This is a genomic window from Campylobacter sp. 2018MI13 (assembly GCF_018501135.1).
In the GTDB taxonomy this organism is placed as follows: Bacteria; Campylobacterota; Campylobacteria; order Campylobacterales; family Campylobacteraceae; genus Campylobacter_E.
Map to the genome: position 1 here is coordinate 1 of NZ_JAHCZC010000046.1, position 14359 is coordinate 14359.

Annotated in this window: 14 protein-coding genes; 11 read left to right on the forward strand and 3 right to left on the reverse strand. The window is 27.6% G+C overall.

Annotation, left to right across the window (positions count from 1 at the left end):
• Positions 1-288: 288 nt before the first annotated feature.
• On the forward strand, positions 289-546 hold the full coding sequence (cas2, locus tag KJQ99_RS05905; RefSeq protein WP_250325673.1) for a CRISPR-associated endonuclease Cas2: 258 nt from the start codon (positions 289-291) through the stop codon (positions 544-546).
• Here cas2 and cas1 read toward each other — a convergent pair.
• Positions 543-1511 carry a CRISPR-associated endonuclease Cas1 gene (gene cas1, locus KJQ99_RS05910; protein ID WP_214150260.1) on the reverse strand — a complete coding sequence of 323 codons (969 nt, stop codon included), beginning with the start codon at positions 1509-1511 and terminating at the stop codon, positions 543-545. The genes cas2 and cas1 overlap by 4 nt on opposite strands.
• Before the next feature lie 186 nt (positions 1512-1697).
• Here cas1 and cas6 point away from each other — a divergent pair, with 186 nt between their 5' ends.
• Genes cas6 through csx20 form a run of 8 tightly spaced genes read left to right on the forward strand, consistent with a single transcriptional unit; the run spans position 1698 to position 11438 of the window.
• Complete coding sequence (cas6, locus tag KJQ99_RS11045) at positions 1698-2459, forward strand: CRISPR system precrRNA processing endoribonuclease RAMP protein Cas6 (protein WP_214150261.1); 762 nt, start codon at positions 1698-1700, stop codon at positions 2457-2459.
• On the forward strand, positions 2452-3906 hold the full coding sequence (locus tag KJQ99_RS05920; RefSeq protein WP_214150262.1) for a Cas10/Cmr2 second palm domain-containing protein: 1455 nt from the start codon (positions 2452-2454) through the stop codon (positions 3904-3906). Before cas6 ends, KJQ99_RS05920 begins: the two co-directional genes overlap by 8 nt.
• The gene (locus KJQ99_RS05925) at positions 3903-5939 is read left to right on the forward strand and encodes an RAMP superfamily CRISPR-associated protein (protein ID WP_214150263.1); all 2037 of its coding nucleotides are present in this window, start codon (positions 3903-3905) and stop codon (positions 5937-5939) included. Before KJQ99_RS05920 ends, KJQ99_RS05925 begins: the two co-directional genes overlap by 4 nt.
• A complete protein-coding gene (locus KJQ99_RS05930) occupies positions 5936-7201 on the forward strand; it encodes an RAMP superfamily CRISPR-associated protein (RefSeq protein WP_214150264.1) in 1266 nt (421 codons plus the stop codon). Before KJQ99_RS05925 ends, KJQ99_RS05930 begins: the two co-directional genes overlap by 4 nt.
• The gene (csx19, locus tag KJQ99_RS05935) at positions 7198-7626 is read left to right on the forward strand and encodes a type III-D CRISPR-associated protein Csx19 (RefSeq protein WP_214150265.1); all 429 of its coding nucleotides are present in this window, start codon (positions 7198-7200) and stop codon (positions 7624-7626) included. Before KJQ99_RS05930 ends, csx19 begins: the two co-directional genes overlap by 4 nt.
• Positions 7623-9569 (forward strand): TIGR03986 family type III CRISPR-associated RAMP protein, encoded by a 1947-nt coding sequence (locus tag KJQ99_RS05940; protein WP_214150266.1) that lies wholly within the window; start codon positions 7623-7625, stop codon positions 9567-9569. The genes csx19 and KJQ99_RS05940 overlap by 4 nt, the downstream gene beginning before the upstream one ends.
• Positions 9570-9591: 22 nt before the next feature.
• Positions 9592-11070, forward strand: a complete 1479-nt coding sequence (locus KJQ99_RS05945; protein WP_214150267.1) for a CRISPR-associated DxTHG motif protein — start codon at positions 9592-9594, stop codon at positions 11068-11070.
• A 5-nt stretch (positions 11071-11075) separates the two neighbouring features.
• Positions 11076-11438, forward strand: a complete 363-nt coding sequence (gene csx20 / locus KJQ99_RS05950) for a CRISPR-associated protein Csx20 (RefSeq protein ID WP_214150268.1) — start codon at positions 11076-11078, stop codon at positions 11436-11438.
• A 127-nt stretch (positions 11439-11565) separates the two neighbouring features.
• Here csx20 and KJQ99_RS05955 read toward each other — a convergent pair whose 3' ends face one another.
• Positions 11566-12234 (reverse strand): cytochrome b/b6 domain-containing protein, encoded by a 669-nt coding sequence (locus tag KJQ99_RS05955; RefSeq protein ID WP_214118180.1) that lies wholly within the window; start codon positions 12232-12234, stop codon positions 11566-11568.
• Positions 12224-13165: a 4Fe-4S dicluster domain-containing protein gene (locus tag KJQ99_RS05960; protein WP_214118178.1), complete on the reverse strand. Its 942-nt coding sequence runs from the start codon at positions 13163-13165 to the stop codon at positions 12224-12226. The genes KJQ99_RS05955 and KJQ99_RS05960 overlap by 11 nt, the downstream gene beginning before the upstream one ends.
• A gap of 62 nt (positions 13166-13227) precedes the next feature.
• Here KJQ99_RS05960 and KJQ99_RS05965 point away from each other — a divergent pair, with 62 nt between their 5' ends.
• Positions 13228-13623, forward strand: coding sequence for a cyclic nucleotide-binding domain-containing protein (locus KJQ99_RS05965; RefSeq protein WP_214118176.1), 396 nt, complete (start codon positions 13228-13230; stop codon positions 13621-13623).
• 21 nt (positions 13624-13644) lie between these two features.
• Positions 13645-13833, forward strand: a complete 189-nt coding sequence (locus KJQ99_RS05970; protein WP_214118174.1) for a helix-turn-helix domain-containing protein — start codon at positions 13645-13647, stop codon at positions 13831-13833.
• The last annotated feature ends 526 nt before the right edge of the window (positions 13834-14359 follow it).

Here is a 14359-nt window from a genome sequence, read left to right on the forward strand (position 1 = left end):
ATAATTAGGGCTTTTAAATCTTAAACAAAAATAAATTTTAGAAAATGCCAAGCAAAAATTCACAAAAACCCATAAAATTAAAATATTTAAGCTGATTTTAAGCCTAAAACTAGGTAAATGCGAAATGATAAAATGGGGTTTAGAGTGATATTTCTTGTTTTAAATTCCATAAATTGAAAATATTGAAAAATATAGAATTTAAATAAGAATTTTAACTTTTAATTTATTTAGATAGTCATAGATTTATAGACTAAAAATGATTATGATGGTTTAAAAAAAGGAGATTAAATGCTTTATATAGTTTGTTATGATATAAATTCTAATAAAACTCGTAAGATAATCCACGATACTTTATTAAGCTGTGGTGAGAGAATAAATTTAAGTGTATTTGAATTAAATATAAGCTGTGATAGATTAAATAAACTTATAAAATATTTCAAATCCCTAATCAATCCTAAAACAGATATAATCAAAATATATCCAGTCAAAATGCAAATACCAAGTCATACAATAGGTAAAATCGTAGATAATTTCAATATTATTTAGCAAATATTAGGACAAAAACCTTTGTATTTTGTATTTGTTGTGATTGCTGTTTTTAGTTTTTTTAATTGTTTTTGTATTATTTCATCTATGCTTAGATTTTTGCCTTCATAATATAATGTATCTAAAAGTCTTTTAGCAAACATTTTGCCAAGCTTAGCTTTAAGTTCGCTGTTTAATTCGTTACTAGCATTAGGACGATGAGAAAACCACGCAAATACAATCATATCTACAACATACACTCTAAATTCTTCAATAAAATCATATACAAGACTAGTGTTTTTATCATTATTTGAATGGAATAATCCTAAATATGGATTTATATTGATATCTATCATAAGTTTTTGAATTTTGTTATAAAGTATGGCGTAAAGATAATTTAGGCTCATATTGATAATGTCTTTTGCTCCTTTTTTATGGCGTTTTATAAAACCATAATCATTAAATCTTTTTGTAAATACATCAAAATACCATAGAGCAACTTTTCCTTCAATAGTTAGTAACTCTTGAGTGTTTTTGGCTTGTTTGATTTTTGATATATATTCTTTCATATTTGAGATATTGTTTTTATAGGTTTTGTGATATTTATCCATTCTTTTTATGAAATTACATTGATTTTTGCATTTTGCTAGTATTATTTGCTTTGATAATTCTAATTTAAATTCATCACTTAGTTTTGCTTGTAGTAACAATGTTTTGCTTGAGCTTTGGTTTTTATACAAGCTTATACTATCTAAGGCTTGATTTATAAATGTTATTTGGATTTTATATAAAGCCGCTAAAAATAATACATCTGATTTTATTGTTATCGTTGTATTTATTATAATTGATTTTAGTTTGCTTGGATGGATTTTGCTTATAGTTTCTTTATTATCTTTTATGCTTATAAATTCATTATCTTTAACCAAGCTAAGATTTGCTTTGTTTATATGCAAGACTTGTTTTGATGTTTTTTGTGAATTATTCATAATTTTCTCTTTTTGGATTTAAATATATCTAAGTTTTAGCTTTAAATATTAACAATCAATAAAGGCTTATTTGCAATAAAATTATTATAATTCTTATTGCAAATTCCTTTTTTTATTTGCTATTTCATTAAATAAATTTCAAATGATGAATGATAATATCTGATTATTTTTAAATAAGGTGGTGTGGTGAGATATGTGAAATTAAGTGTAAAAGGCATAAATATTAAGCCTAAAAATGAGTTTAATGGCTCGGCTGTTCGGGGGACTTTGGGTTGGGCGTTAAAAAGGGTTGATGAGAATATCTTTGAGATGTTTTTTAATAAAGACAACGCAAGTTCAAAATACCGCTTAGAAATTGATTTTAATTCTTATGATTTTAGTATTTATCTTTTTAATGATTATATAAAATATACCCCTTATTTTGCTTTGGCTATGGAGCAAATGAGAGCTTTAGGGCTTGGAGTAGATAGACAAAAATATGATTATGAAAAGATATTTTTAAACGATGAGCCTTTTATGAGTAATAAAGGTGAATTATTAAATAAAGATATAAAAAGTATTGAAATAATCCCGCAAAATTCCTATAAAAATATAAAAGTGATTTTCAAAACCCCGTTTATGATAAATGATAAAAGCACAGATTTTAACCCACTTAGCTTTTTTATCTCGTTAAAACGCCGTTTTAATGAAATAAATGGCATAAACGAAAGAGTGTTTTTTGATGATAATTTTTCTTTTAGTCAAAGATTAATGGACTATAAATTATTAAGATACTCAAATAATCAAGGCAAAAAAATGAATTTTTATGCAAAAATTGGCGAAATTGATTTTTATAACCTTAGTGATGAGTGCGTGAGATTGCTTGAGATTGCAAGGCTTGTAGGGGTCGGAAAACATACGGCTTTTGGTTTTGGCAAAATTGATTTAGAAAGGATAGAAAATGAGTGATTATCTAGTTTTAATTGATATAGCGGCTAAACAAGAATATATTTTTAGCTCAAATAAACTTAAAGATATGATAGGTGCTAGTGAGATAATAGCCCTTGCGAGTGATGTTGAAAAAATAAAAGAAAATTGTAAGGAATTTAATTTTGAGATAAGCAAGATAAAGGATTGTTTTAGTGGTGGCGGGAATGCTTATTTGTTTTTTGATGAGCTTGAAATTGCAAGAGAATTTATAGAAAAATACAGCCTATATTTACTTAAAACTTATCCTAGTTTAGTGCCTTATCTAGTGCCTTACAAAATGAGTGGGGATTATCAAAAAGATATCGCTGGTGCTAAAGATGAGTTAGATAATATTAGAAACAGCTTTTATCCACTTACGCATTCATTAAATATTGGCTTTGAAAGATTATGCCCTAGCTCAAATATCGGTGTAAATGAGAGTGGGGAGTTTAGCAACGCAACAGCTAGTAAAAGGAATATGGTAGAAAATGCTAAAAGATTTGATAAGTATTTAGCTAATAAAGGATATGAATTTAGCAATGAATTAGATGATATTTATATTCATAATAATGCCTTTATAAGCGTGGTACATTGCGATATCAATACACTTGGCGAAAAGGTAAAAAAGCTTGATAGTAAAGAAAAATCTAAAGAATTTTCTAAACAAATTGATGAAATTATGCAAGAAGCCTTTGAGAAAATGATAGATAAGCTAATTAATCACTTAGATAATGATGGTTTTGAGTTTAAAGATATAAAAATCACTAAAGATGATTTTAAAAAAGAAAATAAATATTATCTACCTATTAGACCGATTATTTTAAACGGAGATGATTTTACTTTTGTTAGTGAAGGTAGGCTTGGGGTTTGGCTTAGTAAGACTTTTATAAAAGAGCTTGAAAATGCTTCTAAAAAATATTTTGATAGTCTTTATGCAAGTGTAGGGATAGTAATATGCAAGGCTAAAACGCCGTTTAGTAGGGCGTATCAGCTTAGCGAAGAGCTAACAAGTAAGGCAAAAGCACTAGCAAAAAAGGATAATTCTAAATCAAGCCTAGCATTTTTAATCCTTTCAAATCAAGTAAAATCAGGATTAAATTACCTTGAAAAGACTTATACAAGCGAGAGATTAAGTGGCGAGAATAAATACATAAACCACGAAGGCTATTTTATAAATAAAAACGAAAAATGCAAACATTATGATTTTGATGACCTTTTAAAGCTTGTTAAGATTTTAAACAAAATGGCAAGGTCTAAGATGATGAAGATTAGGGATTTACTTTATTATAGCGATAAAGAAAGTCTTAAAAAATACATTGAGATTTATTGTGAAAACGATGAGTTTAATGCTAGTGATTTGCTAGATGGCGATGAGATAAAACACAAAAATATGCTACTAGATGCGATAGAACTAAGTGCGTTTTATCCACAAAAGGACGGACAATGATATTAAAAATTACACTTTTAAGTAATACGATAATTACAAATGGCAACGGCGATGCTTTAATAGATTTGGATTGCGATTATAATGAATACGGCTTGCCATATATCAGTGCAAAACGCCTAAAGGGAATGCTAAAAGATAGTGCAAATGAGCTTGTTTCTATGGGGCAAGATATAAATGTGCTTAGGCTTTTTGGCGATGAAAACAACGAAGGCATTATAAAACTAAGCGATGCGAGATTGCAAGATTATGATATTTTAGAAAAATTATCAAATGATTTTAAGCCAGATTTGTTTAAAAACTCTTTTTCAGTAGTGCTAAGTCAAACTAGCTTAGATGAGCGTGGAGTAGCTAAAAAAGGAAGTTTAAGACGCTTTAGGGCTTATGATAAAGGGCTTATATTTGAAAGCGAGATTGATGAGAATTTCAAACAGGAATTTCAAAAAGACTTAGAACTAATTTGCCTAAATCTTCGTTATATAGGGCATAAAAGAACTAGAGGTTTTGGTAAAGTAAAATGCGAAATAATAAAAAATAAAAAAATCAATGAAATATCTAAAAAAAGTGGGGATATTATGGTCTTTACTTTGCTTGATGATGTGGTGCTTACAAATCTTAGTGGCGATGAAAATACCATTGATACTAAGGAATATTTGAGTGCTAGTGCGATTAAAGGTGCTTTTAAAAAGCTTGGGGTGGAGTATTCTAAGCCACAAAATGCTTATTTTTATGATGATAAGAATATTTTTTATCCAGCACCGATGAACCTTAAAAAACTTAAATATGCACAAGAAAATTTGAAAATTTACACAGAAATTGATGAAGAAAAAGAAAAAGAAGAGCTAAAGAAAAATAATGATTTTAAAATAGAGAAAAAATCAAGCATAGGTGGATATGTTTGTATAAAGAATAGTATTTTAAGTAAAGCAAAAATAAGCACTATCAACAAAACCCATGTAAGCTTAGCTGATAAAGAAAATATGAGTCTTACCGAGCTTGAAAAATATGAAAGTGAAGGCAAATATAAAAACAAAATCTTCTCATACACAGCAATTAGCAAGGGGCAACAATTTGCTATAAAGCTAATGGATGAAGAGAATTTTAGCGAACTTGATGGCAAGGTTTTAAGACTTGGCAAAAGTGCAAATTCTCAATATGGTAGGGTAAAAATCAGCTTTGAGAGTTCAAGCAATAAAGAAAGTAATTTTAATAATGAGTTTTATCTAGTGGCAATTAGTCCGGTATTATTAAGAAACGAAATTGGCGGATTTGAACCTAGTCTTGACGCACTTAAAAACGAACTAGAAAAACAAGGATTAAAGCTAGAAAAAATCGTAATTTCAAGATATGAAAAAGCACAATTTTATAACAATTCTTACAAGTGTAAAACCCCACAAGTAATGGGATTTAGCATAGGTAGTGTGTTTAAAGTTAGTGGGAATTTAAATCAGGAATTAGTGCAACTTAAAACTCAAGATGAATTTGGTTTTGGGTGGCTTAAAGCTTATAAAAGTTTTGATAATTTAGAGTTGAAAAGTGATAAAAAAGATAATGAAACAAATCAAAATTCTAAAAATAAACTAGAAAAACCAAAACTAAGTGATGATGAGCTTAAGAACATAGAGCCAACACTTAAAAATATCTTAAAAAAAGACCTAGAACAAAGAGTATTTTTAAGCAATGAGTATAAAAACTATGAAATTCAATATCCAGAATGTAAAAATCGTAGTAAAGATAAAATGACAAAAAGCGAATTAGCAAGAATTGAAAAGGTTTTAAATATTATAGGATTTGATAACGAAAAATCTATAATAGATTTGTTTAAAAAAGAGTTTAAGCCCAAGCAAAATGGAAAACAAAATGAATTTTTAGACAAAATGGAAAGAAATAAAAAAGGACTTAATTTAAGCGGTATTGATATTGAAAAATTTAAATTACCAAATTATGACAAATACTATGATAAAGAGTATTTGTTTTATTTAAAAATTAAAACACTTATAAGCAAACTCAAACAAGCTAGAAAGGAGACAAAATGAGCCAAGAAGTGCATAAAAAATTAATAAAAAAGATATTTTATAAAGGAACTTTAGTAAATAAAACAGCTTTTAAAATAGGCTCAAGTGAAGGCGATTTCATAGATAGCATGTGTTTAAAGGATAAATCTGATAAGCCTTATATTAGCGCTACAAGTCTAGCTGGAGTGCTAAAAAGTGAGCTTGGCGAGTGTCTTTTGCTAGGAACTGAAAATAATAAAAAGAGTGAAAAAAGTAGACTTATTTTAAATGATTGTTATTTAGATGAGAGAAGTAATTATCAAGTTAATATTAGAAATGGCATAAGGATAGTTTCTACAACAAATATAGCAGAAGATACAGCATTGTTTGATTATGAAGTTATTTCAGCTGGTTCGGATTTTGTTTTTGAAAGTGAAATTAACATTTATGAAAATGATAATTTAGATGATGATATAAAAGCTTATGAAGATATCTTACAAAGTGAAATAAATATAGGTGCTAAAACAATGTCAGGTCTTGGTAGATTTGCTTTTAAAGATACTGAAAATAACAAATTAGAGCTTAAAAAATACGAGTTTTTATTTCCAAATGATTTTGAAAAATATAAGGATTTCTTAAACAATAGCGAAAATGCACAATGTCAAATTCTAGAAAAACAAGACAAAAAACTAGGATTTATAATAAAAATTGATTTGGATATCACAAACTCACTTTTAATTGGTAGTGTAAATAACTATGATGAAAATGCAAAAGTAGCTAGTCTTAAAGAAAATGACAAATTTATAGCAAGCGGGACAAGCTTTAAAGGTGCTATTAAAAATCAAGCTTTAAAAATAGCAAATACTTTTAATTTAGGCGATGATTTTATAGATGAGCTTTTTGGTTACGCAGTAGATAAAAATACTGATACTAAAAAAGCAGGCGATACTCAAAAATCAAGAGTTAGGGTTGGTGAAAGTGAAATTAAAAACGTCATGGAAAAACTTCATCAAAGAAATAAAATAGATAGATTTAGTGGGGCGACCATTGATGGAGCATTGTTTGATGCTAAGGTTATTTATGATGGCAAAATCAATCTAAGTATAGAGCTAAAAAACCCAAGCCCTAAAGAAAAAGCATTAATGCTTTTTGTAGCAAGGGATTTGTGTGCTGGATTTTTAGCCGTTGGTGGTGGTAAAAATGTTGGTCGTGGGGTGTTTAGTGGTAAGTTTAGCGCTTATGAAAACGGCAAAGAGTTAAAGTCAAACGAGATGAGTGAGATAGCTAAGGAGTTGCTAAAATGAAAGAGCTTTTAAAAGATTTTGATAATGCAAAAATCATCGCATGGACAAAGGATAAAATGCTATTTGGTAAGGTAAAAAACGGCGAAATGGAATTTCAATCAGGAATTAGTACTTTAAATAAAGATGAGATTTTAGAATTTCGTGCATTTGATGGGGTTAAAGAGCTTTATTTTTGGGGTGATAATTCAAGGCTTTATGAATTTAAAGGTGATGAAATAAATAGTACAACAATAATGTTAGGCAAAGTTGTGGATTGTGAAAATGGCTGGAGCAAGGTAGATGATGGTAGGGGTGGGAAGTTTTATTTGCCACTTGAAAGGCAAAAGGACAATGAAATCATCATAGAAAAATACGACATTATAGGTTATCACGAAGACACAAATCAAGCTTATATAAAAGGCTATGTAATAAAGGAGATAAGATGAATAATCCGTTTGGAGATTTTTTTGCAAATAATGGAACAAATAAACAAAAAGAAATAGCTAAAAGAAATAACCAAGAAAAGCAAACAAAAGAAAAAGCACAAGAAAAGGCTAATTTTAATAATCATAAAAAACAATCAGGTGGCACTAAAAGTGAAGGTGGAATTGTTGGCAAGGCTACAGCTTCATACAATTTCATTCCCTTAAATCATAAAAATGAGTTTGCTAAGTTTAAAAAACCTGATGATTTTGACAATTTTAATGGAATTAGTGGGGAAATAAACCTAACAATAACCACAAAAACACCATTTTTTATAGGTGATGAACAAAAACAAGGAGAAGTTAAAAAATTCTTTAGTATAGATGGAGTAACTCCAAAAATACCAGGTTCAAACCTAAGAGGAATGATAAGAAATCTTGTAGAAATCGTAAGTTATGGCAAATTTGAAAATACAAATCTAACTACTTTTTATTATAGAAATATGGCAGGTAAAGGTGAAAGCACGCTTAAAGCTGAATATGCAAGAATAATGTCAAGCAAAGATAAAGATGGGGTGCCAAGACCTAACGCTAAGTTTGGGTATTTTGTAAAAGAGGGCGAGAGAAAATACGCTATTTATAAAGCTACAAAAGAACAAGCATATAAATGTAGTATTTATAAAGATAACCATCTAAAAGGATTGAGTGAATTAGAAAAGCACCCAAATGCTTTAAAGTTATGCCAAGAAATAGCAGATAAAAGTATGGAAATTAACTTGGTTGGTGATAAATATATAGTTTATACAGGAGTTACAACGGCAAAAATTAATCATAGCAAAAATATTAAAAGTGCTAAAAAAACATATTTTAAATTCAAAAAACTAAGCAAAGATGAGTTAAAGGCTTTGGATAAAATAAGTCTTGATTATGAGCTTATAGAGCTTTACGAAGCTGATAATAAAAGACAGCCACAAAGGGATAAAAAGTTTTTAAACCTTGTAAAGCTTGCAAATGATTATGAAAAATACCCAAACGGAGTTCCGTGCTTTTTTGTTGAACATGAAAGAGCAGGGATAAAATATGTATTTTTTGGTCATACACCGTATTTTAGAATACCTTATTTTAAAAGCGTAAAAGAGCATATACCTGAGTATGAATTTGGTGAAAATGATTTTGATTTAACAGAATGTATTTTTGGTAAAGAAAGCGAATTTGCTTCTAGGGTATTCTTTGAAGATGCAAATCTAACAAGTGATTTAAAAGATATTTTTCAAAAAGAAACAAGAACTCAAAATTTGCAAGGTCCAAAACCAACTTCTTATAATATGTATTTAGAAAATAGCTTAAAATCTAAAGTTAGTAGCGTTAAACATTATAATGATGATGTAATGTTAAGAGGCTATAAAATGTATCACCATAAAGATATAAAAAATGAAAAGGATTATGAATTTATTCCAGATCAACAACGCCCAGATAATGAAAAAATGAAAAATGTTATAAGAGCTATAAAAAGTGGTGTTAATTTTAAAGGTAAAATCAGATTTTCTAATCTAAAAGATTATGAATTAGGTGCTTTAATGTTTGTTTTGAACTTGCCTAAAAATTGTTTTCATAAGTTTGGCGGAGCTAAACCACTTGGGCTTGGAAGTGTTGAAATAAATGCTAAATTAAGCGTGTATGATATAACTAAAAGTTATGAGAATTTGTTTTCAGATAATGGCATATGTGAGCTAAGTTTAATCAACGAGCAAAAAGACTATATAAAGGCGTTTGAAAGCAAGATTTTGGAGCAAATTGGTTCAAAAAATAATAGCTTATGGGAAGAGCCGAGACTAAAAGAGCTAGAAATAATGCTTAATTATGAAAAATCAAAAAATATTGATATTAGATATATGGATATTAACGATTTTAAGCATAAAGATAAGGTTTTGCCACTCCCTAGTGAATTAATAACAAAGCAGGGTTAAAAGCCTTGCAAAAGGTGTAAAAATGAGTGAAATAAAAATACCTCCTAGAAAAGGACTTCAAATTGTAAAGAAAAGTGTTGATAAAAAGGAAAATAAAATGCAATGTGAAAATACGCAAAACCCTCAAAGCGCAGAGCAAACCAACGAAAATTTACCATTACAAGGCAAAACCAAAATAAAAATCATTAGTTTTTTAGGTATGACAAATACTTATAAAGATGTAGAAGATTTTCAAATAAAAAGCAAAGAAGATATAAATACAAAAGGACTAAAACAAACAAAACAAGCACAATATATTCTAACAAGCGATTTTTATAAGGTTTTTGAAGTAGAAAAAGATACGATTAAGCTTGATATGTGGAGTGCTACGGAGTGTTTGCTTAAAGAATTTAATAACGATAATTTTGACTTTACACTATACGGTACAAAATTATCAAATAAAAAGCAAAGCCCAATTTATGGTGATAAAATTACCCCAAAAGAGTTTGATCAGAAAGAATATTCTAAATTTTTAGGGGATTTGATAAATGATTTAAAAAATGATTTTAGTTCAAATAAGTATAAAAAAATCATAATAGATATTACCCACGGCTTTAGAGACAATACGATTTTAGCTATTTTTGCAGGGCTTATTCAAGCTAATATTAATAAAGATTTTAAGATAAATTTCATCGTGGCAAAGGAGATAATCCAACAACAAGAATATGAATTTATAAGCCTTGATGAATATGTTGAAAATATGGTTATGTCAAATGTCTTAAGCACTTTTAAACAATGCTTAAAAGTGCCTAATTATAACCTTGATAATCCGCTTTATTTAGCTTTAAAAGGTTTTAGTGACGCGCTTTTTAAAAATCAAATTCAAGATATAAATAAAAATTTAAAAAATCTTTTTTATTACGAAAGAAATCCATTGCAAAGTCTTTTAAATTTGCAACCTTTAATAAATGAGATAATGCTTGAATTACAAGGCTTAAATAAAGTAAATATCAAGTCAGCAGGTAATGGTAAAATTAAGCCTAAAAGAGCTTTTTATTATGAATTAGCTGTGCTTTATAAAAAACACGATTATTTTTTAAATTGCGTTCAGTTTTTACTTGAATCTATATATTTACATATTTTTAATGAGTTTAAACAACAACTAGATAGGGCTAAATACGAATATTGTTATTCTGAATATAAAGCAATTAGAAATTTTTTACTTAGTTTTGAAGAAACTAAGCCAAATGTAAATCAAAATAATCACAGATATACTAAGTATAAAAACACTTTTCCTGATGATATAAAATTATTTAATTCTGTGATTAATTTAACTAGAAAAATAGCTGATTTAAGGAATAGAATGTCTCATTGTGATGCCTTTAGCGATGATTATGAAAACAATTATAAAACTAGAATAGAAGAATTTTTTAATTCTTATGATGAAATATTTAATAATTTAAATTTTAGTCAAGAATTAAAAGATAAATTGATTTTAGACATAAAGGCAAAAGCAAAATGATTGCTATGCACTTATTTTTTTCACACAAATTAAGCGATGAGCAAATAAACGACGCTAAAACTAGCCTAAAAATAGTAGAATTTAAAGCCTTGCCAAAGGATTTGCAAACTAAGTTTTCCAATGTCCCGCCAGAGCTTGATAACTTAGATGATTATGCAAGAGATTTTTATGAATATATCGATGAAAGCACCAAAAAAGGTGATTATGTGCTTATTAGTGGGGATTTTGGCTTGTGTTTTAAACTTATAAATTACGCTAAATCAAAAGCTTTAAAACCCATTTATTCCACTACAAAAAGAGAAGTTTTAAAAGATGAAAATGGTATAAAACAAAGCGTTTTTAAACATATAAGGTTTAGGGAATTTTAAAAAATTATATTTTATTATGGGTATTTTATAAGTCAATGAATTGTATAAAATAATTTATTGATTTATATAATATTTGTATTGTTTGGTATAAATTTTATTATTTTAATTACGATATAAGCTAGTAATCTCATAACATATTTAAGACCTTTTTAGCGGCTTTTACACCTTCATGCCATAATTTATGTCTTTTTAATACATATTTAGCATCAATTTTTCCACCAAACATAGCACCTAAAAGTGCTCTATTAGTCTTAAAAACAAAAGCAAATAAATGTATAAATATCCAAAAAATTATTAAAAACATTCCAATATTATGTAGTAATGCTATTAAAAATATAGAGTTTTCACTAATTGAAATTCCTGCTAAATTTTTATAAGTTTTAATAAGCCCTGTAATAATTAAAACAGCCATAATAATTACAAGTCCTAAATACGCAAGGCGTTGTTCTGGTAGGTATTTTTCGCAAGGTTCTTCTTCTTTGTTAAAAATTATTGCATAGATTAATTTTATGCTTTTTTTAATATCACCTTTTTTTGGAAGTATTGAAAAATCTTTGCGTAAAATATAATATGTAATATGCAAAAATACAAAAAATATCAAGCTAATACTAAAAATATAATGAACCATCAAACTAATATAATAATCCACACTCCAAGACATTAAAGGTAGTTTATAAATCATATATCTTTTTGCGACAGGCATTTGTAAAATACCACTAAAAATCAACGCAAAAACACTAATCATTATTTCTAAATGAGTTATTTGATTAAATATACTTTGTCTTTTAATTTTCATTTTTTTTCCTTAGTAAAACACCTGCTAAAACACCTGCAATCGGGCTTAATAAAACACTTTTAATAATTTTGTCATTACTGGTTATTTTGTTATTTATATCTACTTTCATATGTGCTATTCCTTGGGTGTTGTTTGCGTGTTTTTTGCTTATTGCTTCTTGAATTTTTTCAAACGAAATCGGTGATACATAAAAAGTCGCAGTTCCGCCGTTTTGTTTATCTCCGTAAATATATGTGCCATCATCTTTGGCTAAATCTTTATATTCTTGTGCCTTTTTTAGGGCTAGTAATTTTATTTTTTCCTTATTTGCATATATCATTGCGTTTTTAGGACAAGCACTCACACAAGCAGGAATGCTAATATCAGCACATAAATCGCATTTATACATAACCCCACCACCTGCTAATTTAGGTGCTATGTTAAGATAAACTCCAACTCCTGCTTGTCGTTGTGGTATGTGCCAAGGGCAAACATCTTTACATTTTGCTCCACCAAAACAAACATTAGGATTAATCTTAACCGCTGAATTATCTTTGCTAATTGTTCCAAAAGGACATATTTTAAGGCAAGTTGGGTCATCACAATGCATACAATGTCTTGGGATATTTATATTTTTATTATCTATGTTTAATTTTTCAACATAGATGAAATTATAAGGATTTAGCCTATTAATCTCATCTTTTTTGTCTTGATAATCTTCGTAAAATTTTTGTGGATAATAATTTGGTATTTCGCTAATTGGTTTAGGAAAAACATCTTTATTTTTTAATTTACAAGCACTTACGCATAAAGGTGTTGCTAAATTAGCACAGCCATCGCAAAGGCTTAAATCAATTAGTTTTGCCATTGTTTCTTGATTAGTATTCGCAAAAACCTTGCTTACACTAGCAATTCCTGCGATTTTTAAAAAATTCCTTCTATTTAAACTCATAATATTCCTTTTTTTGATAAAGTATAAGAGTTTTTAAAAATTATGTATGTGATAAAGTTACAATGAAAAAGATTGAAGATTTTTTAAATTCTATATTTACAAATAATGAGCTAATTAAAAAATGTTTAGAAAAAGGTCTTTCTAAGATTTATAAAAAAGGTGATGATTTATGGGATTGTCAAGGGCTTATATTTATAATTGATGGAAGTATTAAGATATTTATTGATAATGGCATTAGAAAGATTGATATTTTTAATTTATCAAATGATGAATATTGCTTATTATTAGCTTCTTGCGTGCTAAATAATATTAGTTTTGATGTTAATATTGAGTTTGTAAAAAACACTAATGTTTGGGTAATTCCTAGCAAAGATTTAGAAGAATTAAGCGAAAAATATTTAGAATTTAAACAGCTAAAATTAGACATTATTTCTAAAAGACTTAGCGAAATTATGTAATTTTTAGAAGATTTTGCTTTTATGCCGCTTTCAAATCGTGTTTTAAAATATATAAAAGATAATGCAAATAATAATGAATTAAAAATCACTCACGAAGAATTAGCAAGAGTAGTAGGTAGCTCAAGGGAAAGTATTTCAAGGGTTTTAAAAGAGTTGAAAAATGATAATAAAATCTTGTTAAAACGAGGTGCTATTATTGTTTGTACTTAAAGAATTTAAAACAGGAGTTTAAAATAAATCTTAGATATTGCTAGATTTAAAATTTAAATTTCAAATTCAAATTCTTTAAAATTAAATTATTTTTCTAATTGCAATACTCAAAAATAAAGCTATTTAAAACAACTTGAAATAGGATTTTGGTTTTTTATAATTATTTATATTATAAACTTTACCTATAAATCCTAATAACCATAAACTCCACCAAACCCTTAACTCCCAACTATTTTCAACAATCAATTACCACTAGTCCATTTCAAATAACTCAAAAACTTTTTCACAAATTTTCATTTTTTTCAATTTTTTTAAAAAATATTTTTATATTTAAGAATACTTTAAGTTTTGCTGTATATAATTCAGGCTTTCGTTTGCATAACTTCAGTTATCAAACTTGTTATTTTAAATAGTTTTATTGTTAATTTTAAATATATCAATTATTTCAACGTCAATCTTTGATATCTAAACAAGTGATCAAGAGCCATTTAAAACTTTCTTATATATAAGTTTTAAATCATTCACT

Bases quoted from the DNA above. Each gene is read 5' to 3' on its own strand.
- cas2 (WP_250325673.1), top strand. From the start codon at position 289: ATGCTTTATATAGTTTGTTATGATATAAATTCTAATAAAACTCGTAAG.
- cas1 (WP_214150260.1), bottom strand. From the start codon at position 1,511: ATGAATAATTCACAAAAAACATCAAAACAAGTCTTGCATATAAACAAA.
- KJQ99_RS05920 (WP_214150262.1), top strand. From the start codon at position 2,452: ATGAGTGATTATCTAGTTTTAATTGATATAGCGGCTAAACAAGAATAT.
- KJQ99_RS05925 (WP_214150263.1), top strand. From the start codon at position 3,903: ATGATATTAAAAATTACACTTTTAAGTAATACGATAATTACAAATGGC.
- KJQ99_RS05930 (WP_214150264.1), top strand. From the start codon at position 5,936: ATGAGCCAAGAAGTGCATAAAAAATTAATAAAAAAGATATTTTATAAA.
- csx19 (WP_214150265.1), top strand. From the start codon at position 7,198: ATGAAAGAGCTTTTAAAAGATTTTGATAATGCAAAAATCATCGCATGG.
- KJQ99_RS05940 (WP_214150266.1), top strand. From the start codon at position 7,623: ATGAATAATCCGTTTGGAGATTTTTTTGCAAATAATGGAACAAATAAA.
- KJQ99_RS05945 (WP_214150267.1), top strand. From the start codon at position 9,592: ATGAGTGAAATAAAAATACCTCCTAGAAAAGGACTTCAAATTGTAAAG.
- csx20 (WP_214150268.1), top strand. From the start codon at position 11,076: ATGCACTTATTTTTTTCACACAAATTAAGCGATGAGCAAATAAACGAC.
- KJQ99_RS05955 (WP_214118180.1), bottom strand. From the start codon at position 12,234: ATGAAAATTAAAAGACAAAGTATATTTAATCAAATAACTCATTTAGAA.
- KJQ99_RS05960 (WP_214118178.1), bottom strand. From the start codon at position 13,165: ATGAGTTTAAATAGAAGGAATTTTTTAAAAATCGCAGGAATTGCTAGT.
- KJQ99_RS05965 (WP_214118176.1), top strand. From the start codon at position 13,228: ATGAAAAAGATTGAAGATTTTTTAAATTCTATATTTACAAATAATGAG.
- KJQ99_RS05970 (WP_214118174.1), top strand. From the start codon at position 13,645: ATGCCGCTTTCAAATCGTGTTTTAAAATATATAAAAGATAATGCAAAT.